The following is a 22,622-nucleotide window of genomic DNA, read 5'->3' as shown; positions in this document are numbered from 1 at the left end:
CTGGGGAACTTGCGGGCTGTGAGCACGTTCAACAAACGACACTCACTGATCCGCTTATAAAGGAGATCGCTATGTTTCGTGGTATCGCGCTTTGGCTGCTGGGAATTCCGATCCCGATCATCATTCTGCTGCTGATCTTCCTGCGCTGAATCACTCGTAGCGTTTTAACGAAGGGCTGGCCATGTGCCGGCCCTTTTGCTTTTCGCGTCACTGAGCAGGCATGTGAAAGGTTCCTTAACCTTAACCGAGTGTAATCAGGCCACCTCTTTCTGTGATCTCGACAGGTGTCTGGCTCGTGCAAAGCACATCCCAATCGGCCGTACTTGGACGTCGCAAAGAACCGCACACGATCATCATAGCCCGGGGTGAGTCGATCCGGCACTTCACTTTCCACCCCTGGGTTGCCGCGCTTCTCGGTTGCTGCTTAGCGATCATTGCGGTGGGCTATCTCCTTGCCACCAGCTATCTCGTTCTTCGCGATGATCTCATCGGAGCCAGCGCCGCGCGGCAGGCTCGCATGCAGCAAGCTTACGAGGATCGTATCTCCGCCCTGCGCGCGCAGGTCGATCGCATCACCAGCCGCCAGCTTCTCGATCAGCAACTGATGGAGAAGAAGGTCGGCGAACTGATCGAGAGGCAAACGACACTCACCGAGCGACAGGGCGTGATCGCCCCTATTCTGGAGCGTGCCGGTGCACTGCCTGCTCCTGAAAAACCGGCGTCCGCGCTCAAAAAAGCGGAGCTTGGGACGGTTTCGCCGGAAGAATCCGGCTTCAAAGCCTCGCAAATTGCCGCTTTATGGAAGACCCGCACCGAAAATCTGAACAAAACGCCGGCCGAACAAGCCGATCTGGCCTTCCTGACCATCACCAAATCGCTGCGCAGCATTGAGGACGATCAGCTCAAGCGCCTGGAAAGCCTTGCCGAAGATGCCTACCAGACGGCCGACACCATTTCGGAAGCGCTGGCGTCAGCGGGTCTTGAGATCGACGTCGATTACGGAAAGGCAGATGTCGGCGGCCCTCTGGTGGTGCTCGACAAGTCTCAGGTATTCGACGCGAGGGTGCGCGAACTGGACGCCGCCTTGCGCATGCTGGACACCGTCAAGGGCCAAGCGCGCGGGCTGCCAATTTCCAACCCGGCGCCGGGACGCCCGGTTTCCTCCAGCTTCGGCGTCCGGCGCGATCCGATCATCGGCACGGCGGCGCTGCATTCCGGGATGGATTTTCGCGCTGGGATCGGCACCGCGATCCGGGCAACAGCTTCCGGTACGGTGGTCAGCGCCGGCTGGGCGGGTGGGTACGGCCGGATGGTGGAGGTCGACCATGGCAAGGGCTTCACGACGCGCTACGCCCATATGAGCGAGATCCTGGTAGCGCCGGGCGACAAGATCGAGCGCGGCGCGATCGTCGGAAAGACCGGCAGTTCCGGCCGCTCGACTGGTCCGCATCTTCACTATGAAGTGCGTAAGAACGGAACAGCGCTCGACCCGCTACGCTTCATCAAGGCCGGCAAGCAGGTTCAGTCTTACCTCTAACGAAAATGGCGGCCGAAGCCGCCATTCTGAAAATCATAAAACGAGTGTCCGATCAGTCGATGTCGGCGACCGGCTCTGCGGCTCCGCCATTGATCTTGGCCGAAAGCGACGCTTCCATGAAGTCGTCGAGTTCGCCGTCCAACACATCGGACGGGCTGGTGCTCTCGTGGCCGGTGCGAAGATCCTTCACGAGCTGATAGGGCTGCAAGACGTAGGAACGGATCTGGTGGCCCCAGCCGATCTCGGTCTTCGACGACTCAGTCGCGTTCGCCGCCGCTTCGCGCTTCTTCAGCTCTTCTTCGTACAAACGCGACCGCAGCATTTCCCAAGCCTTGGCGCGGTTCTGGTGCTGCGAACGGCCCGCCTGACACGCCACGGCAATGCCGGTTGCCAAATGGGTGATGCGAACGGCCGAGTCGGTCGTATTGACGTGCTGACCCCCAGCGCCGGACGAGCGGTAGGTATCGATGCGCACATCGGATTCGCTGACCTGGATCTCGATCGAATCGTCGATCACCGGGTAGACCCAGACGCTGGCGAAGGACGTGTGGCGACGCGCATTGCTGTCATATGGCGAGATGCGCACGAGGCGATGAACGCCCGACTCGGTCTTTGCCCAGCCGAACGCATTGTGCCCCTTGATCAGCAGGGTCACGGACTTGATGCCGGCTTCTTCGCCGTCATGCAGTTCGAGGATCTCGACCTTGAAGCCACGGCGCTCAGCCCAGCGCGTATACATGCGCATGAGGATGGAGGCCCAGTCCTGGCTCTCGGTGCCGCCAGCGCCTGAATGCACTTCGAGATAGGTGTCGTTGGCATCGGCTTCGCCGGACAGCAGCGTCTCGATCTGGCGTGCGGCGATCTCGCCCTTGAGCGAGCGAATGGCGGCCTCGGCTTCTTCAATCACCGAGCTGTCGCCCTCTTCTTCGCCGAGCTCGATGAGGCCGACATTGTCTTCCAGACCCTGGCTGAGGCTACGCACAGCCTTGATGCTGTCGTCGAGCGATTGGCGCTCGCGCATCAGCTTCTGCGCTTCCTGCGGGTCGTTCCACAGCGCCGGATCTTCGGCGCGCATGTTGAGGTAGTCTAAACGCTTGAGGCCTTGATCCCAGTCAAAGATGCCTCCTCAGCAGGCCAATGCCCTGCTTGATTTCGTCGACAATCGATTGCGTTTCCGCACGCATGAAGTTCCACCTGCAAATCGTTCGGGGATGATTGGGCGGGACCATAGGGAGGCGTCCGGCGCCTGTAAAGAAAAAGGCGCGCCGGTTAAGCGACGCGCCTGCTTCCAGTGAGATCGTGCCGGCTCAGTAAAGACCGCCAGCACCCGATGTGATGGCACGATTGGCCGATGGCGAGATGGTCTCGCGCGACTGCTCCGCGCCGCCTTCATCCATGCCGATGACCCAGTAGCTGTCGGCCGGGCCGGTGCCGGGCTTGAACGCTTCCATGATCGTGCCCTGCTGGCCTTCGGCCGCACGCATGCCGGTTTTACGGTCGATGGCAATCAGCTTCATGCCTTCCGGCACGCGGAAATCGACGATCGGCGTGTCTTTCAAAGCCTCGGCCATGAACTCCTTGAAGATCGGAGCCGACAAGCCACTGCCCGTGGCACCTTTGCCCATCGGACGCGGGTTGTCGTAGCCCATGTAAAGGCCGACCACGAGATCAGGCGAATACCCGACGAACCAGGCGTCGCGTTCATCATTGGTGGTGCCCGTCTTACCAGCGAGCGGCCGTCCGAGTTCGGCGATCGTCGTGGCCGTACCACGCTGGATCACGCCTTCCATCATCGAGGTGATCTGATACGCGGTCATCGGGTCAAGAACCTGCTCGGAATTGTCGATGATCGTCGGCTCAGGCTGATTGTCCCACTGCTGCGCATTGCAGTTCTCGCAGGTGCGCTCTTCGTGACGGAAGATGGTGCGGCCGTAGCGATCCTGAACCCGGTCGATCAGCGACGGCTTGATCGACTTGCCGCCGTTTGCCATCACCGAATAGGCCGAAACCATGCGCATGACAGTGGTTTCGCCCGAGCCGAGCGAATTCGAAATATGCGGCGCCATCTTGTCGTAAACGCCAAAGCGCTCGGCATATTCGGCGACGAGCTCCATGCCCATGTCGTTGGCCAGACGAACCGTCATCAGATTACGCGACTTCTCGATGCCGGTGCGCAGCGTCGAAGGACCGCCGGAACCACCACCGTAGTTCTTCGGCTCCCAAACGGAGTTGCCGACCTTGATGCTGATCGGACCATCCATGACCACGGATGCCGGCGTGTAACCATTATCCAAGGCCGCCGCGTAGAGGATCGGCTTGAAGGACGATCCGGGCTGACGCATCGCCTGAGTAGCGCGGTTGAACACGGAATTAGAGTAGGAGAAGCCGCCCACCATGGCCAGCACGCGGCCGGTATGCGGATCCATGGCGACCATGCCGCCCTCGATCTGCGGCGGCTGACGCAGGATCAGGTTCTTGGTGTCGCCACCCTTGGGCTCGACAAACACGACATCGCCGGGACCAACGACATCGGCCGGCGACTTCGCCGTCACGCGCTTGCCATTGGCGACATGGCGCATCGCCCACTTCATGTCGGCTGCTGAAACGAAGCCTTCGTTGCGCTCAGCCTTCAGATCGCCCGACACCTCACGGCCGGGCTTCAAGCCAACAGTCAGCCCATCCTTGCCGGCCTTGAGCACGACAGCGAGCTGCCATTCCGGCACGTCGTCCAAGCCTTTGACTTCGCCCAGCGGCTTACCCCAGTCGCCCGCGACATCGATGGACGTCACTGGGCCGCGATAGCCGCGAAGCGTGTCGTACTTGATCAGGCCGTGCTGCAAGGCGCCGCGCGCCATACGCTGCATGGTCGGATCGAGTGTGGTGCGAACCGACAGACCGCCTTCGTACAGCGTGTCCTCGCCGTACTTTGCGATGATCTGACGGCGCACTTCTTCTGTAAAATATTCGCCGGCGAAGATGTAAGTGCCGCCGCGTCGCGGCTTGACGCCAAGATCGGTTGCCCTGGCCTTGTCGCCTTCTTCGCGCGAAACGTAGCCGTTCTCGACCATCTGGTCGATCACCCAGTTGCGGCGCTCAAGCGCGCGCTCGGTGTGACGGAAGGGATGGTAATTGGTGGGTCCCTTCGGCAAGGCCGCGAGATACGCGGCTTCCGCAACGGTTAGCTCGTTCACCGACTTGTCGAAGTAAGTCAGCGCAGCACCAGCGATGCCGTAAGAGCCGAGACCGAAGAAAATCTCGTTGAGATAAAGCTCGAGAATGCGGTCCTTCGAATAAGCCTGCTCGATGCGGAAGGACAGCACGGCTTCCTTCACCTTGCGCTCCATCGTTTGCTCATTCGTCAGCAGGAAGTTCTTGGCGACCTGCTGCGTGATGGTGGAGCCACCTTGCGTCGGACCTCCCTTCATCGCCACGAGCACGGCGCGGCCGACGCCTTCGATGTCGATGCCGGGATGCGTGTAGAAGTTCTTGTCCTCGGCCGACAGGAACGCTGCCTTGACACGATCGGGGATAGCCTGGATCGGCAGGTAAAGGCGACGCTGGCGAGCAAACTCCGCCATCAGCGCACCGTCCGAGGCGTGAACGCGCGTAGTTACGGGCGGCTCATACTTTGCGAGCACCTCGTAATCCGGCAGATCCTTGGCAAGGCTCGTGATGTAGAGGGCGACGCCTCCGGCAGCCAGCAAAGCCAGCGCTACGCCTACACCAAAGAAGTAGCCGATCAGCCTAATCATTCCCACTCCAGTCCAAGGATACCGCGAAGCGCGTCGGCGCAAACCGAGCAGAATCGTGCGACGCAACACTCGGTGCGCCGATTAACCCGGCCGATATGGGCAAAATACGGCAAAGTCGTTCTTGCCGCTGCCTTCCCGGATTAATCGAAACGGTGTGCTTTCGCGGCAACCCTATATCATAGGCTGGATAGGAATCTAACCTCTGCTGCCGATGCGGGGTCCTGCAAACTGCACAACGGCATCCACGATGCCCTTGGCAGCCTTGGAACGCCACTCGCTGTCCAGCAGGTGCTTCTCGTCGCTCTCGTTCGAGAGATAGCCGAGCTCGATCAGCACGGACGGCACATCCGGTGCGCGCAGAACCCGGAAACCGGCCATGCGGTGGGGATTGTTGATCATCGTCACCGACTGCTTCAATTCCCCGACCAGGGTCTTCGCAAAGCTCATGGAAAAGGAGTGAGTCTCGCGCCGGATGAGGTCGACAAGGATGTCGGCGATCTGATGATCCTCGTCCTCGATCTTGATGCCCGCAAGCTGGTCGGAAAGGTTTTCGCGCGTGGCCAAGGCCGCCGATGCGGCATCGGATGCGCGATCAGAGACCGTATAAACCGTCGCGCCGCTGATCCCTTTCAAGCGGATCGTGTCGGCATGAATGGAGATAAACAGGTCGGCATTCTTTTCGCGAGCAAAGCGAACACGCTCATCCAGCCGCAGGAACTGGTCACCGTCGCGGGTCAGGATGATGTCGAGATCGCCAACTTTTGCCAGCTGATCCCGAAGCTCCCTTGAGAATGCGAGCGTGATGTCCTTTTCTACCGTGCCGGACAGGCCGTTCGCGCCGCCGTCGATGCCGCCATGTCCGGGGTCGATCACGACGGTGAACCGCTTTTCAGCCTTCTGCGTTGTCTGTTCTTCGGCGTTCTTCGGCAGCGACGGTGTGGTCGATCCGGTTGATGTCGCTTGTTCAGCCAGAGCGGCATCGAAAAGCTGCTCGGATGCGGCTTCGAGATCGAGCACCATTCGGTTGCCGGCCTTTTCTTCATTGGCCAGCATGTTGAAGTCGACGATCTTGAACGGCCCTTTGGCGCTAACCACGATCCGCGACATGCCCTCGCCGATCGGACCATATTTGATGCCGGTAATGAGACCGCGGGGCTTCAGGGCCTTTTCATCGAAGCGAAAGCGGGCTTCCGGCAGATCGATCACGAGGCGGTGCGGCGAGCGCAGCAGCATCAGCTTGGGCTCGGCTTCGACATCGAGGCTGAACAGCATGCGTGTTTTCAGCGAATCGCCGGCGATTGCCAGGTCGCGCAGTTCCAGCGGCTTGGCAGTAGCCGGCTGCGCTATCGACAGCGCCAAGCCCAGTCCCAACGCAAGGACTGCGCCGTTGAGAGTTGTTCGGACACCCTCGAAAATGCGGAAGTTCATACACCCCTCGTCGCCTGCCGCAGGTAAGGCTGGAGCCCTCGTTGAGCCTGAAAACGGCACCTTTGAGGCTGGCTTTGACCCATCGATAGTTAAGCACAGGTAATCGACGATGGTTAAGCGAGCGTTGCCGCTGTATCGATGCGTGCCCATATGAAACAGGTCGGCGAAAAAGGTTGCTTTAGGACAACCCAAATCATACAAGCGGGACTGGGTGACAGCAATGTCGGTCCTGTTTTGGACCTGATGGTAGCTAGGTTCGCGTGACGTACACGCTTCCGTCGTACGCCGCGAGCCACGCCGCAAGGCGGGCAACAGGCGTCGTTTTTGCCCCAACGTATTTCGGCTCGGCATCTCGATTTTAATGAGGCCGGGTTTGAGGAAAACGGCCGGATTTTTCTGCGCCGGCTCATTTGAGCGAACAAGCTGGTCCGGCGCCCTGCCGGGCTCGATTTAATCTTTTCGCGAGGAACGCGATTGGTCAGCGCATATCAGGTCCCCTCCAATGGAAACCGCGCCGCGTTGGCTGCGGTTGGAGCCGACCATGCGCACCGGTTGTGGATCGCGGACGTGACAATATCCGGCACACGCGTGCCGTCCAGCCAGGAAGATCCGCCTTCGAGGGCGTCCCGGTGGCCGGTTGCCGGGGAGATCTTTGATTATGCCCAACAAGATGCTGATAGACGCCTCCCACCCGGAGGAAACACGGGTCGTCGTTACCCGCGGTAATCGGATCGAAGAATTTGATTTCGAATCCCAGGACAAGAAACAGCTTCGCGGAAACATCTACCTCGCCCGCGTAACGCGGGTGGAGCCGTCGCTCCAGGCGGCTTTCGTGGAGTATGGCGGCAACCGCCACGGCTTCCTCGCTTTCAGCGAAATCCATCCCGACTACTACCAGATCCCGCTTGCCGATCGTCAGGCCCTGCTGCGAGCAGATGCCGAAGCGGCTGAAGCCGAGGAACAGGAAGAGGAAGAGGAACGCTCCGGCGGACGTCGCCGTCGCGGCCGCAACGGGAAGAACCGTCATCGCGAAGACGATCGCAAGGCTGCTTCCTCGGAAGGCGCCAAGGATGAAAAGGCCGATGGCGAGTCGAACGGATCGAACGAGACGCTCGCCGAAATCGAGCCGTTCGAAAGCGCGTCCTTCCTGTCGAACTCCTTCAGCCCGGCCGCATTAGCGGAAGCGGAAGAGAACGCTGCGGCTGACGAGCGCGATGCTGCCGAAAACGGCGACGAGCCTGCTGCACTTCAGGAAGACACCGCTGCTGGCCAAAACAGCGACGAAACGTCGGAAGAAGACGACCAGAACGACGACGAACCATCGAAGGATGGTTCAGGGTCGGCCATGCCGGCTGTCATTGAAGGCGAGGTCATTTCGGAAGAGCTGACGGAAACGTCCGACTCGGAAGCAGACGACCGTGAGCCCGCAGCACCTGGCAACGCGGAAAGCGACGAACCGGCTTCCGACGACGCCGAACAGGATCACGAGGATCCGGCGGATGAAGTCGAGTCGGTCGGCGCCGAAGATGCGATTGAGGAAGCGCAGCCGCGTCGCCGTGCCAACCGCCGTCAATACAAAATCCAGGAAGTCATCAAGCGCCGGCAGATCCTTTTGGTTCAGGTCGTCAAGGAAGAGCGCGGCAACAAGGGTGCTGCACTCACCACCTATCTGTCGCTGGCTGGCCGCTATTCCGTGCTGATGCCGAACACCGCACGCGGAGGCGGCATTTCGCGCAAGATCACCAACATCCAAGACCGCAAGCGCCTGAAGGATGTCGTCAAGGAGCTCGAAGTGCCGCAGGGCATGGGCGTGATCCTGCGTACAGCCGGGGAAAGCCGCACCAAGGCCGAGATCCGCCGCGACTACGAATATCTGATGCGCATGTGGGAGAATGTCCGCACGCTGACGCTGCAGTCCACGGCCCCTGCCCTCGTTTACGAAGAAGGCTCGCTGATCAAGCGGTCGGTGCGCGACCTCTACAACAAGGACATCGACGAAATTCAGGTGGCTGGCGAACAAGGGTATCGCGAGGCCAAGGACTTCATGCGCATGCTGATGCCGAGCCACGCCAAGGTGGTTCAGCCCTATCGCGACACCGTGCAGATCTTTGCCCGCAACGGCATTGAGGCGCAGCTGGATCGTATGCTGCAGCCGCAGGTGAACCTGAAGTCGGGCGGCTACATCATCATCAACCAGACGGAAGCGCTGGTTGCGATCGACGTGAACTCCGGCCGCTCCACCAAGGAGCATTCGATCGAAGACACCGCGCTCCAGACCAATCTGGAAGCAGCCGACGAAGTCGCGCGCCAGCTCCGTCTGCGCGATCTCGCCGGGTTGATCGTGGTCGACTTCATCGACATGGAGGAGAACCGCAACAATCGGGCCGTCGAGAAGCGCATGAAAGATGCGCTGAAGAACGACCGTGCCCGCATTCAGGTCGGCCGGATCTCGCATTTCGGCCTGCTGGAAATGTCGCGTCAGCGCATTCGCGCCAGCGTGCTGGAATCCACGACTCAGACCTGCCCGCATTGCGGCGGCACGGGTCATATCCGTTCCGAGTCGTCGGTCGGATTGCATGTGATCCGCGGGATCGAGGAGTATCTCCTCAAGGACAACCGCTCGCACATTACGGTGCGTACGCCGGTTTCTACCGCGCTCTACGTGCTCAACCACAAGCGTTCGACGCTGGTGGAGATGGAAAAGCGCTTCGGCGTCACCATTTCGCTCGAGGCGGACGAAACGCTGGGCACGCAGCATTATGCGATCACTCGCGGTGCCGCTGTCGAGAACCCGGTGATCATTGCGCCGCCGAGCTACGAGCCGGTTGTCGATGAGCTCGACGACGAGCCGATGCAGCCTTTCGATGACGAACTCGACGAGGAGGTCGTGGAGACCGAGGCGGAAAGCCAGGACGAAAGCGAAGCGAAGGAAGGCGAGCGCGACAGCGATCGAAAGCGCAAGCGCCGTCGTCGCCGTCGTGGCGGACGCGATCGCGATGCCGAGCACGTGGTGACGCCCGCCGTCACCGGCGATCATGGCTTGGCTTCCAACGCTGATGAAGCGCCGGCTGCCGATGAGGATGCTGAGATCGGTGCTGAGCCTGTTGAACCCGACGCGGAAGCCGAGGGTGACAACAAGAAGCGTCGTCGCGGTAAGCGCGGCGGTCGCCGCAATCGTCGTGAAGACGGCGAGACAGGTGATGAGGCAGTTGCAGCGCAGGATGGTGACGAGGGTGAAACGGCCGCCGCACAGGATGCCGAGCAGTCCCACCTCACCGAGGTAACGGCTGAAGCCGCTGCCGGGATCGATCCGGAAGGCGAGGTTCCATCTGCCGAGGAAGTCGTGACAGACTCGACGCAGGAAACCGCAAAAACGCAGCCTCTTGCGGTCGATCTGCCGACCGAACAGGCCGCCGCAGAAGCCTTAACGGGCGACGCGGTCACCGCTCCCGAAGAGGCCCCCGCTCCGGCTAAGCGTCCACGCGCACGCCGCAGCAAGAAGGCGATTGCGGCTGAAGAAGCAGCGGCGCCGGCCGAAAGCACTTCTGAGAATGTGGTTGCTGAGGCGCAGGCTTCGGGAGCGGCTGCTGAGCCAGAACAGGCGCCGGAGGTGAAGTCTGCTGCATCTGCAGAACAGGCTGAACCGGACGCTGCACCGCAGGCGGAAGAGTTCACGGAGGAGCCCGTTCGTCGGTCGCGCCGGCGGACAACCGGGTCGGACGAGCAGGCTGAACCTGTTGTGACATCGACCGGTTCGAGCGATGCAACGGAAGAAGCGCCGGCGCCGCGCAAGGGCGGCTGGTGGCAACGCAAGAGCTTTTTCTAAGCGGTTGCGACGCGGAACGCGTGTTTCGCGGCACAGAAACAGCGAATGGCCGGGGCATTTCCCGGCCATTCGACTATATGGCGGCGCTTCTAGCGATAGACGACGAAGCCGCCGGGATAAATCATCGGCCAGGGGTCGTAGCGAAGCGCTTCGCGTCGTGCATCACGACGGTCGAGTTCCAGTCGCTGGAGGCACTCGGCGAAAGCATCGTTGCGCTTGGTAAAGCCATAGGAGCGGCACTCCGCCTCGTCACGAGCGCGACGTTCCTCGGGCGTGATTGTCTGGCAGCCGGCGGCGACAAGAGTTAGACCTAGCATCATCCATATACCCTTGCGCATCGCCATCTCCCACATTCGATCAAGCATGATCTGGGGAGATTCCGCGGCTCAGGCAAGTGCGGGGATCAGCTTCGCTCAGCGAGCCAGCGTTCGATGCGGGTCGTGGCTTCGATCATCTCGTCCATGCTGCCGGCATAGGAGAATCGCATGGTGCGGTATCCCTCGCCGGTGTCGAAGTCGATGCCAGGCGTGGCGGCGACATGAGCCTGGGCGAGCATCGACCTGGCAAAATCCATGCTGTCATTGGTGTGACGCGATACGTCGCAATAGGCGTAGAACGCACCATCCGGCGGGGCAGCGATGCCGAAGCCGAGTTCAGGCAGCCGCTTGAGCAGATAGGCGCGGTTGGCTTCGTAGCGCGCCTTGATCGGCTCTAGAACATCTTGCGCGGTCAAGGCCGAAACGGCTGCGATCTGCGAGAGCTCGGGCGCAGAAATATAGAGGCTTTGCCCGATCCGCTCGATCGGCCGCACCAGATGTTCAGGCAGAACCATCCAGCCGATGCGCCAGCCGGTCATGCAATAGTATTTGGAAAACGAGTTGATAACGGTGACGTTGGGATCGAAGGCGAGAGCCGTCACATCGGGGCCGGTATAACAAAGCCCATGATAGATCTCGTCCGAGATCGTCGAGATCCCCAGCTCCGCTGCCGTTTGAACCAAGTCGCGCAGCGCATCTGCTGGGATTACGGCGCCGGTTGGATTAGCCGGGCTTGCGAAAAGCAGACCGTCGAGGCGGCTCTCGGCATGGACGGCACGCAGACGCTCGGCCGTGAGATAAGGCTCGTGGCCGAGCGAAATCTCGGTGACTTCAAGCCCCAATGCGCGAAGAATGTTGCGATAGGCCGGATAGCCGGGCGCAGTGATGGCTACGCGATCACCGGGATCGAACATTGCCAGAAATGCAAGGTTGAAGCCGGCTGACGAGCCGGTGGTGACGGCGATGCGTTCCACCGGCACGGACACACCGTAGTGGTCAGCATAATGCCGGCTTAGGCCTTCACGTAGCGTCCGCAGACCGAGCGCGTCGGTGTAGCCGATGCGCCCGTCCTTCAAAGCACGCGCTGCGGCTTCGCGCACGATCTCCGGTGCTGGATCGGACGGCTGACCGACGGCCAGCGAAATAACGGACGTTCCGGCCGCGCGCAGACGATTCGCTTCCGCCAGGATATCCATGGCATGGAAGGGCTCAACGGCGCTGCGAAGCGAGGGCGAGCGGGTGAAAGGCTTTGGCGACTCGATCATAACGCCGCACAATTGCCGGAATGGTATGAGGATCACAAGTTCACGAGCAACCGCAGCGTGCCTTTCTTTCCCTCGCATCCTTCGTTACCAGCATCGATCATGATCCGAGCCAGTCTGCAGCGATTGAAGTCTTCCAGGCGCGGTGCCATCGCAGGCCTACTCGGCGCTGCGCTGGTTCTTCCGGGCATTGCGCCTGCGGCCGCGCAAAGCCGGAACGTGCCAATCGTGCGCGACGCCGAAATCGAGGCCTTGGTCGCCGAATATGCCAAGCCGATCCTCAAGGCAGCAGGCCTGGGAAACTCCGGCATTCGCATCGTTCTGGTCAATGATCCGAGCTTCAACGCCTTTGTCGCCGGCAATCGGATCTTCGTGAATACCGGCGCCTTGATGACGGCGGAAACGCCCAACGAGATAATCGGCGTTCTTGCCCACGAATCCGGCCACATTGCAGGCGGTCATCAGCAGCGTTTGCGTGATCAGATCGCGCGCGCGCAGACGGCAGCCGTAGTCGCCGGCATCCTTGGCATGGGCGCAGCTGTGGGTGGCGCGGTGTCGGGAACAAACGGGCTCGGCCAGGCCGGCATGGGCGTTGCGATGGGCAGTTCCGAAGTGGCCCGCCGCAGCGTGCTTGGCTATCAGCGCACGGAAGAAATCACCGCCGACCGTTCCGCCATCCGCTACCTCGAGGCAACCGGACAGTCGGGCAAGGGCATGCTGTCGACGTTCCAGCGCTTCCAGAACGCTTTGGCGCTCGCGGGTACGCGTGTCGATCCTTACCAGATCAGCCACCCGATGCCGCGTGATCGCATCGCCAACCTGACCGAACTCGCGCAATCCAGCCCTTATTTCAACCAGGTGGACGCGCCGGAACTGCAGCAGCGGCATGACCGCATGCGCGCAAAGATCGCCGCTTACACGCGCGACCAGGGTGCGGCGGGCCGCTTGTTCAAGGGCGACCGCAACAACCCGGCGACAGCCTATGGCGACGCCTTCACGACCTTTCTTTATGGCAGCCCCGCCAACGCGTTGCAGAAGGTCGACGCGCTGATCAAGACGATGCCGAAGAACCCGTACCTGCATGAGCTGCGCGGCGAAGTGCTAATGCGCGCCAACCGGCCGGGCGAGGCAGCAACGGCATTCGCAACCGCCGTCAAGCTCGACCTCAATCGCTCCGGCATTCTGCAGGTCGCCTACGGCCAGGCGCTTCTTGCGACCGGTAAGCCGGACGCCTTGAAGCAGGCAACAACTGCCTTGCAGCAGGGCCTCGACCGAGACCGCGAATATATCAACGGCTACAAGTTCCTGGCTCAGGCCTACGGCCAGACAGGTGCTATCGGTGAAGCCGAGCTGGCGACTGCCGAGGGCCACTATTATTCCGGCAACTACAAGGACGCGATGATCTTCGCCGCGCGCGCCCAACAGCGGTTGAAGCGAGGATCGCCAGGCTGGGTCCGCGCTCAAGACATCATTTCTTCGCGGACCAAGCTGAAGAATTAGCGGCTCGCCCGCACCACGAATCTTGAAGGCTCAAACTATGCAGAAGATCATTCTGGGACTGACCGGCACCGTGATGGCGCTTGCCTTGCTCGGCGGCGGCTATGCGGCCGGTCGGGTTCATGCGTTTTCGACAGGAGAGCCTGCCCCGGCCGTGGCGCAGGTGGACAACCGTGCGCAAACCGAATCGATTATCAGGGATTACCTGCTTTCCAATCCCGAAATCCTGGTGGAAGTTCAGACTGCCTTGAACGCGCGCGATCAGGAAGCGCAGCAAAAGCAGCAGGCGGACGTTCTCAAGAGCGAGAAGGCCGCGATCTACCAATCGGCCAATGATGCAATCATCGGCAATCCCAAAGCGACCAAGACCGTCGTCGAGTTCTTCGATTATAATTGCGGCTACTGCAAGCATGCGCTGGCCGACATGCAGGCCATGGTGCAGGACGATCCGGATCTTCGTTTCGTGATGAAGGAATTCCCCATCCTCGGCCCGGATTCGCAGCAGGCCCATATGGTTGCCGCGGCCTTCAAGCGCGTGGCACCTGAGAAATATGCCGAGTTCCATATGCGCCTTCTCGGCGGCAGCGGTCGCGCCGGTGAAGCCTCGGCCTTGCGTGTGGCCAGCAGCATGGGCGTCGAAGAGGCCACCTTGCGAGAGGCTATGAAGGACCCGGCCATCATCGAAGAGTTCACGCAGACATTCGAGCTCGCCAACAAGCTCTCCATCAGCGGAACGCCGGCTTATGTTATCGGCAACGAAGTCGTTTCGGGCGCAATCGGCGCCGATGCGCTGAAGAGCAAGGTCGAAGCGGCAACGGTGATCAACTAAGCCATCGCTCTTGAACGGGAAAAAGCCCTGATCGCTCTTTTCGATCGCGGTGCGGGCCCTTATAGAGGGCGCGGTTGTGCCTGCAAACGCGGGCGCCGGGAAACGTGATGTCGAAGCCGATCTTTGTTCTCAACGGTCCGAACCTCAACATGCTGGGCAAGCGCGAGCCCGGCATCTATGGCGGCAAGACCCTGGGTGCGATCGAGGCGGATTGCAGCGCCGAGGCGCAGGCGCTCGGCCTCATCATCGACTTTCGGCAAACCAACCATGAAGGCGTTCTGGTCGATTGGATCCAGGAAGCTGGCGACACTGCCGCCGGCATCGTGATCAATCCGGGCGCTTACAGCCACACTTCCATCGCCATCCATGATGCGCTCCGCTCGATCGGTGCGCTTCCGGTTGTGGAGGTCCATCTTTCCAACATCCATGCCCGCGAAGCCTTCCGTCACACTTCCATGGTGTCGCCGGTTGCCTTGGGCGTAATCTGCGGTCTCGGACCGATCGGCTATCTGCTGGCGCTCAGAGCCCTGGCGGCACGGTCATGAGCGACGCAGAGACTATGACAAAGGACACAACGGACATGGCGAACCAGCCAAACGGCATCGATCAGCAACTCATCCGCGATCTCGCCGGCATCCTGAACGACACAAACCTCACCGAGATCGAAGTTGAATTCGGCGAGATGAAGGTGCGCGTGGCGCGCCAGACTCAGGCCGTGCAGGCTTATGCGCCGGCCCCAATCGCTGCGGCGCCCGCCCCTGTCGCAGCTGCAGCCGCGGCAACTCCTGCGGCCTCCACCGGCGATCCGCTGAAAAACGCCGTGAAGTCTCCAATGGTTGGCACGGCCTATCTTTCGCCAGCTCCTGGCGCACGCTCCTTCATCGAGGTCGGCCAGACCGTTCGCGAAGGCCAGACGATGCTGATCATCGAAGCCATGAAGACCATGAACCAGATCCCCGCTCCGCGCTCCGGCACCGTAGTTGCCATTCTGTGCGAGGATGCGCAGCCGGTGGAATTCGGCGAGCCGCTGGTGGTGATCGAGTAAATCCATGTTCCAGAAAATCCTCATCGCGAACCGTGGCGAGATCGCGCTTCGCGTTTTGCGCGCCGCGAAGGAACTCGGCATCCAGACGGTGGCCGTGCATTCCACCGCGGACGCCGACGCCATGCATGTGCGCCTCGCCGATGAAAGCGTTTGCATCGGACCGCCGCCGGCGCGCGACAGCTATCTGAATATCCACCAGATCGTCGCCGCCTGCGAGATCACGGGCGCCGATGCCATCCATCCGGGCTACGGCTTCCTGTCGGAAAATGCGAAGTTCGCCGACATCCTCGCTGCACACAACATCACCTTCATTGGTCCCTCGGGTGATCACATCCGCATCATGGGCGACAAGATCGAAGCCAAGCGCACCGCTAAGCGTCTCGGCATTCCGGTCGTGCCGGGTTCGGAGGGCGCGATCACCGATGAGGTTGAGGCCAAGCGGGTCGCCGCCGAGATCGGCTATCCCGTTCTCATCAAGGCTTCGGCCGGCGGCGGTGGTCGCGGCATGAAGGTCGCGCGCACCGAAGCCGACCTGTCGGAAGCGCTGTCGACCGCACGCGCGGAAGCGGGTGCAGCCTTCGGTGACGATGCCGTTTATCTCGAAAAGTATCTGGAAAAGCCGCGCCATATCGAAGTCCAGGTCATGGGCGACGGCAGAGGCAAAGCAATCCATCTTGGCGAACGCGATTGTTCGCTTCAGCGCCGTCACCAAAAGGTCTGGGAAGAGGCTAACTCGCCTGCCCTGAACGCTGAACAGCGCAATCGCATCGGCATGATCTGCGCCAACGCCATTGCCGATCTCGGTTATTCCGGTGCGGGCACGATCGAGTTCCTGTATGAAAACGGCGAGTTCTATTTCATCGAGATGAATACGCGTTTGCAGGTGGAGCATCCGGTCACGGAAGCGATCACCGGCCTCGATCTCGTGCATGAGCAGATCCGCGTCGCAAGCGGCGGCGGTCTTTCGCTGACCCAGGATGAAGTGCGCTTTTCCGGCCACGCCATCGAGTGCCGCATTAATGCCGAGGACGCGCGCACCTTCGTGCCCTCGCCTGGCTTGATCACCCATTTCCATACGCCGGGCGGCCTTGGCATTCGTGTCGATTCCGGCGTTTACAGCGGCTATCGCATTCCGCCTTACTACGACAGCCTGATCGGCAAGCTGATCGTGCATGGCCGCAATCGCGTGGAATGCATGATGCGCCTCCGCCGAGCTCTGGACGAATTCGTGGTGGACGGCATCAACACGACCCTGCCGCTATTCCGCGACCTGGTGGGCAATCCGGACATCGCCAATGGCGATTACGACATCCACTGGCTCGAAAAGCACCTCGCTGCCGAACACTGAGTCGTAACCCGGTGGCCCGACCCTTTGCACCTGGCCACCGGATTCCGCCGGACCTCCTGCTGCGCGCTTACGCGTCTGGCGTTTTCCCCATGGCCGAAGAGGCCGATGACCCGGAAGTCTTCTGGGTGCGGCCCGAACAGCGCGGCATCATTCCGCTGGACGCTTTCCACGTCCCGAAAAGCCTTCGCAAGGTCATTCGGCAAGAGCGGTTTGACGTCCGCTGCGACACGACCTTTTCAGGTGTGATCGATGGCTGCGCGGAAAGCAGCGAGGGCCGCGACAAGACCTGGATCAACGCGCCGATCCGGGAAGCGTATGGCGAGTTGTTTGCGCGGGGCCATTGCCACACGGTTGAAGCCTGGAGCGATGGACGGCTTGTTGGTGGGCTCTATGGCGTGACGCTCGGCCGGGCTTTCTTCGGTGAAAGCATGTTTTCACGCGAAACCGACGCGTCCAAGGTTTGCTTGGCTCATCTCGTCGAGCATCTTGTCGAGCGGGGGTTTGAATTGCTCGACACCCAGTTCAATACCGATCATCTCAAGCGCTTCGGCGCGATTGACGTTCCGAGAAGTCGTTACGAACGCCTTCTTGCGAGCGCTCTGGAAAACGAACCTGCACAATTCTGAAGAAGATCTTCGTTGATGCTGTTGATTTGACATCAAAACAAATCAACCCGATCAATCCGTGGAAAGCCGACTTTTAAACTTACCGCTTCTTAATTTATGCTCGCATAGGTTTTTGTCGTGCATCTTCACTTCAGAAGATTCTCCTTTTGGAAGGGCGATTATGAGCTCAGCGGCGATCGAGGGGGCGGCGCCTTATGAAACGGAACGTCGCAACTTCCAGCGGATGAACGTCAAGCTCTACGGGCGCTACATGCTCGCGGACCGTTCCGAATATCCCTGCCAGATCCTCGATATGTCTCCCGGCGACGCGGCCCTGCGCTGCGAACATCCCGGTGAGCCCGGCGAAAAGGTCATCGCCTATATCGATCATATCGGCCGCGTCGAAGGCGTCGTGATCCGCACCTTGCCAGATGGGTTCGCGATGACGGTGGTAGCATCGGAGCGCAAGCGTGACCGGTTGGCGGCACAGCTGACCTGGCTGGCGAACCGCCATGAACTCGATCTGCCGGAAGACCGCCGTCACGGGCGCGTGGCGCCCGAGAACCCGGTAACCTTCCTCAAGCTGAGCGACGGCCGCGAATATCAGTGCCGCATCATCGACCTTTCGCTGTCCGGGGCGGCGGTCGAGATCAACGTCAAGCCGGCCGTCGGTATCCAGGTGATGCTCGGCACAATGCGCGGTCAGGTCGTGCGCCATCTGGATGATGGTGTCGCCGTCGAGTTTGCCAGCCTTCATCCGGCCGATGCGGCTGAGCCGCAATTCAACAAACTGGCTAACGGTCTCTGAACCGATCATTCGTCGCGGGTTGCGATATTTTCTGGAAAGCCCGTAAAGCTTAGCTCCCGCCGCCTCATGGTTAAGAGCACCCGAACAAAAGCTTTACACTTCCCGACTGATTTCACTTAAAAGCGCCAGCCGACCTTCGATCAAGATCAATGCGTCCGTGTCATTGTCTCTTCCAACGGGGAGACGAAATTATGACGCTCTGGAAGGTTTTTATACTTTCAGCAGGATTAATGATCCAGATGGCTACGGCAGCAACTTCTGCTCAAGCTGGTTCTTTCATGCCGACGGGTGGACGTTCGACGCAGCCGATCGGTCATTACGAATTCTGCCAGACGCACGCCACTGAGTGCGGCAAGAATGCATCCTATTCGGGGCCGGTCGCGCTGACCCGCGAGGTCTGGGCGGCCATCGTCGATGTCAACAATGCCGTCAACACGATGGTGACGCCGATGACCGACATGGAGATCTGGCATCGCGAGGAAGTCTGGTCCTACCCGACATCAGGCATCGGTGACTGCGAGGATTATGCGCTGGAAAAGCGCCGCATGCTGATGAGCCGCGGCATTCCTGCCTCTAACCTCCTGATGACGGTGGTGCGCCAGAAGAACGGTGCCGGCCATGCCGTGCTGACCGTCCGGACCTCGCATGGCGACTTCGTCCTCGATAATCTGGAGACCCGTGTTCTGTCCTGGGATCAGACGGATTACGTCTACCTCAAGCGTCAGTCCGAGCGCCATGCCGGCATTTGGGTGTCGATCGAAGACGGCCGCGATGTTCTGGTCGGCAGCTTGAAGCAGTAGCTCACGCAACAATCCGGTCGAGTCCCAACCTCCCCGTCCCCGACGACCGGGTTCAGGAGCCGGCCCTTCCCCAGGGGTCGGCTCCGCTGCTTTTCAGCCTTCCGCTTTGAGACCGGCTGCGAAGCGGCGTGCATTATGCTGGTAATTGACGGCGCTCTTGCGCAGACCTTCGATCTGTTCATCCGTGAACTCGCGCACTGCCTTTGCTGGCGATCCGACAATGAGGGAGTTGGGCGGAAATACTTTGCCTTCGGTGACTAGCGCGCCTGCGCCGACCAAGCTGTTCTCGCCAATGACCGCACCGTTCAAGATGATGGCGCCCATGCCCACCAGGCTGTTGTCGCCGATCGTGCAGCCATGAAGGATGGCGCGGTGGCCGATCGTGCAGCCCACACCAACCGTCAGCGGGAAGCCCATATCCGTGTGCATCATCGTGTGCTCTTGGACGTTGGAACCATCACCGACGGAAATTAGCTCATTGTCGCCGCGCAACACAGCGCCGAACCACACACCGACATTGCGTCCGAGATGAACCTTGCCTAGCACCACCGCATTGTCGGCGACCCATGACGTGTCGCTGATTTCCGGCGCAACATTATCCAGTCGATAGATCGGCAAACTGTCCTCCCGCACTGCATTTACCCGGCCTTTACCATAGCGACGCATGGTTGCCTCAGAAAGATCGCGCCGGTGCCGATCCTCAGCAAGCTCAGGTTTCATGGAAAGCCAAGCGCCCGTCAGCCGCAGCCTCTTCGATGCACGGATGAGCAAACGCCTTATCGCGCTGATAGCGGTTTTGGCAGTGCTGGCTGTGCTGATCAGCTTGGGGGGAGCATGGCTTGGCCGCTTCCTCGCCCTTGGTGGTCTTACAGAAGACCAGACGCTGCGGGAAATCGTGATCGGCAACAATGTGCTCTCCGTTCCCTCCAACACCATCCGCTTTGCCGAATCGCGGGTCGACGGCGTAGCGGAGCGCCTCGACATCTATCTGCATTGGCCGGATCTAGACGGCTACACGGCGGCGACCCGCGATTCGTTCAACAATGCCAAGGGTGACAAACGCATCCTCTTCCTCGCCTTCGAGGAAGCCACCATGTCACGCGACATGACGGGACGGTTTGAGCCGATCTACAGGCAGCTTGTCGAGCAGAGCGGACGCGAACTGGGAGATGGCCTGACAGCCTACGCTTTCAAGGAAGCGTCCGGCTACCGCGATGAAGAACTGGTGGTGGGTCTGGGCGCATCGCCCTTTGTTGCGCGCTGCCTGATGGGACAGGCTGCAAAGGGCTCGCTGGCGCCTTGCGAACGCGACATTCGCTTAGGCGAAGAGCTCAGCCTGACCTACCGCTTTCCTCGCGATATGCTTTCGCAATCAAGTGAACTCGATCAGGCAGTTCGCGAGCGAGCGCAGTCGCTTCTGCGCACGCCAAACTGACACGAGGTCAGCTCTCACGGGGGTTAGCCCTCAGCTCGAAAGGCTGAGATCACAGGTCAATGTCGAGGATCGCCATGGAGAAGTTGTAGGACAGTTCGCCCTCTTCGTCGTCCTTGAAGACGATGCCGAGGAACTCGTCGCCCATATAGACTTCGGCCGAATCGTCCTTGCGCGGGCGGGCCTTCACCTGAAGGCCAGGGTTCTGGAAGACCCGCTTGAAATAAGCGTCGAGCTTCTTGATCTCGTCGGGTTTCATTTGCGGATACTCCTGAGGCTTCAAAAATAAGGAACGCGCTTCTGACACGGGGCCGGAAGCGCGTAAACCCATATAGGGCAGTGACGATACGTCGTCAGATGTCGAATGACTGGACGTGGTCCATCGAGACCGAAGGCAGCGCCTGATCCATGGCACGCGCCGGCTGGGCGCAGCCCGCCTCACCGACGATCCGCGCTGGCACGCCGGCAACCGTCTTGTTGTTCGGCACAGACTGGAGAACCACCGAGCCCGCAGCGATCTTCGAGCAATGGCCGATTTCGATATTGCCGAGAATCTTCGCGCCGGCGCCAATCAACACACCGTAGCGGATCTTCGGATGGCGGTCGCCGCCGGCCTTGCCGGTGCCGCCAAGGGTGACGCCGTGAAGCAGCGAGACATTGTCCTCGATCAGCGCCGTTTCGCCGACAACAAGCGCTGTCGCATGGTCGAGGAAGATGCCGCGACCCAGCCGGGCAGCCGGGTGGATGTCGGTCGAGAACACGGCAGATGAGCGGCTTTGCAGGTAGAGCGCGAAGTCCTTGCGGCCTTGCGTCCAGAGCCAATGCGCCAGGCGATGCGTTTGCAGCGCGTGGAAACCCTTGAAATAAAGCACCGGCATCAGGAAGCGGTCGCAGGCGGGATCACGATCGTAATAGGCCTGTATGTCGATGCGGACGATCTCGCTCCACTCGGGATTTTCCCGGTTCATCTGGATGAAGGTCTGCCGGATGAGGTCGGCGCCGAGATCCTGATGATGCAGCAGTTCGGCAACCCGGTGGATCACCGCTTCCTCTAGGGAAGGCTGGTTCAAGATGGTCGCGAACAGGAAAGCAGCCAGCAGCGGATCGCGTTCGACCGCATCGGCTGCTTCTTCGCAGACGGCGTTCCAGATCGGATCAACGGGAGCAACGACGCTTGGGCGGATCGCGCTGCGGATATTCATGAACTTACACTCCAAGTCCCTGATCTGCGAGCCAGTGCGGCTGCAGCTTGGTTGGTGCCGGAACCTATGTCAAAAGCCTGCGCAACTGAAATGAATTTTCGGCGACACAGCTTCAATTGGAACTGATGAATGGACGATCAAGCCGAGGGTGGAACGCAGGCGATCTCGCTCAGCGTGGTAAATGGCGTGGCAACGATCATTATCGATCGGCCGGCCAGGAAGAACGCGCTCACCGCCGCAATGTGGGCAGCGCTGATCGATGCGGTGGAGCAGGTCGACGCACTTCCGGAGGCCAGGGTTCTGATTGTCCGCAGCGGAGGCTCTGACTTCTCCGCCGGCGCCGACATCGCCGAGTTCGAGACGGTGCGGCGCGATGCGGACACCGCGCGCAGCTATGAGGCTCTGAACGCCAAGGCTTTCGCTGCTCTCCGCAACGTGCGGGTTCCGACATTGGCCGCCATCCGTGGTGCATGCCTCGGTGGCGGCTTCGGTCTCGCAATCTCCTGCGATCTTCGGCTGGCTGCGCCGGATGCGCGCTTTTCCATTCCGGCAGCCAAGCTTGGCCTCGCCTATCCAGCCGAGGGCATTCGCCATATCGTGTGGGCGGCGGGGCCGCAGCTGGCACGCTATCTCGTTTACTCCGGGCAGCAGATTTCCGCAGCGCGTGCGCTGGATGCCGGGTTGCTGCTGGAAGTCGTTGAGGATGACGCACTTGATGCACGGGTAGAAACGCTAGCGGCCACCATCGCCGCCAATGCTCCTTTGACGAATCGTGCGACGAAGCAGGCGATCAACGCGATCCTGTCCGATGATCCCCTCATGATGCGCGAAGCAGAGCGCCTCGGCGACATGACCTTCATCAGCGAAGACTATGCGGAAGGGCGACGGGCTTTTCGCGAAAAGCGCAAGCCAGTGTTCACCGGCCGCTAGGGCG

General features: G+C 60.8%; 20 protein-coding genes. 12 read left to right on the top strand and 8 right to left on the bottom strand.

The window, feature by feature from the left end; genetic code table 11:
* Positions 1 to 295: 295 nt before the first annotated feature.
* Positions 296 to 1,537, top strand: a complete 1,242-nt coding sequence (locus IE166_RS04430; RefSeq protein ID WP_189501961.1) for a M23 family metallopeptidase — start codon at positions 296 to 298, stop codon at positions 1,535 to 1,537.
* A gap of 52 nt (positions 1,538 to 1,589) precedes the next feature.
* On the opposite strand, the gene prfB is transcribed toward IE166_RS04430, so the two are convergent.
* From prfB to IE166_RS04415, 3 genes are all read right to left on the bottom strand, one after another.
* Positions 1,590 to 2,721 (bottom strand): peptide chain release factor 2 gene (gene prfB, locus IE166_RS04425; RefSeq protein WP_189501959.1). Its coding sequence is split into 2 segments (ribosomal slippage): positions 1,590 to 2,654 and positions 2,656 to 2,721, totalling 1,131 coding nucleotides; the frame shifts between segments, so codons are not numbered across the junction.
* A 123-nt stretch (positions 2,722 to 2,844) separates the two neighbouring features.
* Positions 2,845 to 5,289 (bottom strand): penicillin-binding protein 1A, encoded by a 2,445-nt coding sequence (locus IE166_RS04420; RefSeq protein WP_189501958.1) that lies wholly within the window; start codon positions 5,287 to 5,289, stop codon positions 2,845 to 2,847.
* A gap of 195 nt (positions 5,290 to 5,484) precedes the next feature.
* Entirely contained in the window at positions 5,485 to 6,717 is a 1,233-nt protein-coding gene (locus IE166_RS04415) for an N-acetylmuramoyl-L-alanine amidase (RefSeq protein WP_189501955.1), read from the bottom strand.
* A gap of 658 nt (positions 6,718 to 7,375) precedes the next feature.
* Here IE166_RS04415 and IE166_RS04410 point away from each other — a divergent pair.
* Positions 7,376 to 10,543 carry a ribonuclease E/G gene (locus IE166_RS04410; RefSeq protein WP_189501954.1) on the top strand — a complete coding sequence of 1,056 codons (3,168 nt, stop codon included), beginning with the start codon at positions 7,376 to 7,378 and terminating at the stop codon, positions 10,541 to 10,543.
* An 89-nt stretch (positions 10,544 to 10,632) separates the two neighbouring features.
* Here IE166_RS04410 and IE166_RS04405 read toward each other — a convergent pair whose 3' ends face one another.
* Both IE166_RS04405 and IE166_RS04400 read right to left on the bottom strand, forming a co-directional pair.
* A complete protein-coding gene (locus IE166_RS04405; protein WP_189501952.1) occupies positions 10,633 to 10,881 on the bottom strand; it encodes a hypothetical protein in 249 nt (82 codons plus the stop codon).
* Between the two features lie 65 nt (positions 10,882 to 10,946).
* Positions 10,947 to 12,125 (bottom strand): pyridoxal phosphate-dependent aminotransferase, encoded by a 1,179-nt coding sequence (locus IE166_RS04400; RefSeq protein WP_244641324.1) that lies wholly within the window; start codon positions 12,123 to 12,125, stop codon positions 10,947 to 10,949.
* Positions 12,126 to 12,224: 99 nt separating this feature from the next.
* On the opposite strand from IE166_RS04400, the gene IE166_RS04395 reads away from it, so the two are divergent.
* The 8 genes from IE166_RS04395 to IE166_RS04360 all read left to right on the top strand — a co-directional run bounded on the left by IE166_RS04395 (position 12,225) and on the right by IE166_RS04360 (position 19,054).
* Positions 12,225 to 13,622, top strand: a complete 1,398-nt coding sequence (locus IE166_RS04395; RefSeq protein WP_189501949.1) for a M48 family metalloprotease — start codon at positions 12,225 to 12,227, stop codon at positions 13,620 to 13,622.
* Between the two features lie 37 nt (positions 13,623 to 13,659).
* The gene (locus IE166_RS04390; RefSeq protein WP_189501947.1) at positions 13,660 to 14,448 is read left to right on the top strand and encodes a DsbA family protein; all 789 of its coding nucleotides are present in this window, start codon (positions 13,660 to 13,662) and stop codon (positions 14,446 to 14,448) included.
* A 107-nt stretch (positions 14,449 to 14,555) separates the two neighbouring features.
* The gene (aroQ, locus tag IE166_RS04385) at positions 14,556 to 14,993 is read left to right on the top strand and encodes a type II 3-dehydroquinate dehydratase (RefSeq protein ID WP_189501945.1); all 438 of its coding nucleotides are present in this window, start codon (positions 14,556 to 14,558) and stop codon (positions 14,991 to 14,993) included.
* A 35-nt stretch (positions 14,994 to 15,028) separates the two neighbouring features.
* Positions 15,029 to 15,493: an acetyl-CoA carboxylase biotin carboxyl carrier protein gene (gene accB, locus IE166_RS04380; RefSeq protein WP_189501943.1), complete on the top strand. Its 465-nt coding sequence runs from the start codon at positions 15,029 to 15,031 to the stop codon at positions 15,491 to 15,493.
* A 4-nt stretch (positions 15,494 to 15,497) separates the two neighbouring features.
* Positions 15,498 to 16,841, top strand: coding sequence for an acetyl-CoA carboxylase biotin carboxylase subunit (accC, locus tag IE166_RS04375; protein ID WP_189501941.1), 1,344 nt, complete (start codon positions 15,498 to 15,500; stop codon positions 16,839 to 16,841).
* Between the two features lie 11 nt (positions 16,842 to 16,852).
* On the top strand, positions 16,853 to 17,467 hold the full coding sequence (aat, locus tag IE166_RS04370; protein WP_189501940.1) for a leucyl/phenylalanyl-tRNA--protein transferase: 615 nt from the start codon (positions 16,853 to 16,855) through the stop codon (positions 17,465 to 17,467).
* A gap of 160 nt (positions 17,468 to 17,627) precedes the next feature.
* Positions 17,628 to 18,254 (top strand): PilZ domain-containing protein, encoded by a 627-nt coding sequence (locus IE166_RS04365; protein WP_189501938.1) that lies wholly within the window; start codon positions 17,628 to 17,630, stop codon positions 18,252 to 18,254.
* A 191-nt stretch (positions 18,255 to 18,445) separates the two neighbouring features.
* Positions 18,446 to 19,054 carry a transglutaminase-like cysteine peptidase gene (locus IE166_RS04360; RefSeq protein ID WP_189501936.1) on the top strand — a complete coding sequence of 203 codons (609 nt, stop codon included), beginning with the start codon at positions 18,446 to 18,448 and terminating at the stop codon, positions 19,052 to 19,054.
* A 93-nt stretch (positions 19,055 to 19,147) separates the two neighbouring features.
* Here the strand turns inward: IE166_RS04360 and IE166_RS04355 are convergent, their stop codons facing one another.
* Positions 19,148 to 19,672 (bottom strand): gamma carbonic anhydrase family protein, encoded by a 525-nt coding sequence (locus tag IE166_RS04355; RefSeq protein ID WP_244641322.1) that lies wholly within the window; start codon positions 19,670 to 19,672, stop codon positions 19,148 to 19,150.
* Positions 19,673 to 19,817: 145 nt separating this feature from the next.
* On the opposite strand from IE166_RS04355, the gene IE166_RS04350 reads away from it, so the two are divergent.
* Positions 19,818 to 20,489: a hypothetical protein gene (locus tag IE166_RS04350; RefSeq protein ID WP_244641321.1), complete on the top strand. Its 672-nt coding sequence runs from the start codon at positions 19,818 to 19,820 to the stop codon at positions 20,487 to 20,489.
* A gap of 49 nt (positions 20,490 to 20,538) precedes the next feature.
* Here the strand turns inward: IE166_RS04350 and IE166_RS04345 are convergent, their stop codons facing one another.
* Together IE166_RS04345 and cysE are read right to left on the bottom strand one after the other, a co-directional pair.
* Positions 20,539 to 20,745, bottom strand: coding sequence for a DUF3126 family protein (locus tag IE166_RS04345; RefSeq protein WP_189501931.1), 207 nt, complete (start codon positions 20,743 to 20,745; stop codon positions 20,539 to 20,541).
* A gap of 94 nt (positions 20,746 to 20,839) precedes the next feature.
* A complete protein-coding gene (cysE, locus tag IE166_RS04340) occupies positions 20,840 to 21,688 on the bottom strand; it encodes a serine O-acetyltransferase (RefSeq protein ID WP_189501928.1) in 849 nt (282 codons plus the stop codon).
* A gap of 129 nt (positions 21,689 to 21,817) precedes the next feature.
* Here cysE and IE166_RS04335 point away from each other — a divergent pair, with 129 nt between their 5' ends.
* On the top strand, positions 21,818 to 22,618 hold the full coding sequence (locus tag IE166_RS04335; RefSeq protein WP_189501927.1) for an enoyl-CoA hydratase-related protein: 801 nt from the start codon (positions 21,818 to 21,820) through the stop codon (positions 22,616 to 22,618).
* Positions 22,619 to 22,622 lie beyond the last annotated feature (4 nt).

This window comes from Tianweitania populi, assembly GCF_014652875.1.
Lineage (GTDB): Bacteria > Pseudomonadota > Alphaproteobacteria > Rhizobiales > Rhizobiaceae > Tianweitania > Tianweitania populi.
This window is presented reverse-complemented; position numbering and strand designations above follow the sequence as displayed.

Bases quoted from the DNA above. Each gene is read 5' to 3' on its own strand.
- IE166_RS04400 (WP_244641324.1), bottom strand. From the start codon at position 12,125: ATGATCGAGTCGCCAAAGCCTTTCACCCGCTCGCCCTCGCTTCGCAGC.
- aroQ (WP_189501945.1), top strand. From the start codon at position 14,556: ATGTCGAAGCCGATCTTTGTTCTCAACGGTCCGAACCTCAACATGCTG.
- IE166_RS04335 (WP_189501927.1), top strand. From the start codon at position 21,818: ATGGACGATCAAGCCGAGGGTGGAACGCAGGCGATCTCGCTCAGCGTG.
- IE166_RS04390 (WP_189501947.1), top strand. From the start codon at position 13,660: ATGCAGAAGATCATTCTGGGACTGACCGGCACCGTGATGGCGCTTGCC.
- accB (WP_189501943.1), top strand. From the start codon at position 15,029: ATGGCGAACCAGCCAAACGGCATCGATCAGCAACTCATCCGCGATCTC.
- IE166_RS04420 (WP_189501958.1), bottom strand. From the start codon at position 5,289: ATGATTAGGCTGATCGGCTACTTCTTTGGTGTAGGCGTAGCGCTGGCT.
- accC (WP_189501941.1), top strand. From the start codon at position 15,498: ATGTTCCAGAAAATCCTCATCGCGAACCGTGGCGAGATCGCGCTTCGC.
- IE166_RS04395 (WP_189501949.1), top strand. From the start codon at position 12,225: ATGATCCGAGCCAGTCTGCAGCGATTGAAGTCTTCCAGGCGCGGTGCC.
- IE166_RS04415 (WP_189501955.1), bottom strand. From the start codon at position 6,717: ATGAACTTCCGCATTTTCGAGGGTGTCCGAACAACTCTCAACGGCGCA.
- IE166_RS04410 (WP_189501954.1), top strand. From the start codon at position 7,376: ATGCCCAACAAGATGCTGATAGACGCCTCCCACCCGGAGGAAACACGG.
- IE166_RS04345 (WP_189501931.1), bottom strand. From the start codon at position 20,745: ATGAAACCCGACGAGATCAAGAAGCTCGACGCTTATTTCAAGCGGGTC.
- IE166_RS04350 (WP_244641321.1), top strand. From the start codon at position 19,818: ATGAGCAAACGCCTTATCGCGCTGATAGCGGTTTTGGCAGTGCTGGCT.
- cysE (WP_189501928.1), bottom strand. From the start codon at position 21,688: ATGAATATCCGCAGCGCGATCCGCCCAAGCGTCGTTGCTCCCGTTGAT.
- IE166_RS04405 (WP_189501952.1), bottom strand. From the start codon at position 10,881: ATGCGCAAGGGTATATGGATGATGCTAGGTCTAACTCTTGTCGCCGCC.
- IE166_RS04365 (WP_189501938.1), top strand. From the start codon at position 17,628: ATGAGCTCAGCGGCGATCGAGGGGGCGGCGCCTTATGAAACGGAACGT.
- IE166_RS04360 (WP_189501936.1), top strand. From the start codon at position 18,446: ATGACGCTCTGGAAGGTTTTTATACTTTCAGCAGGATTAATGATCCAG.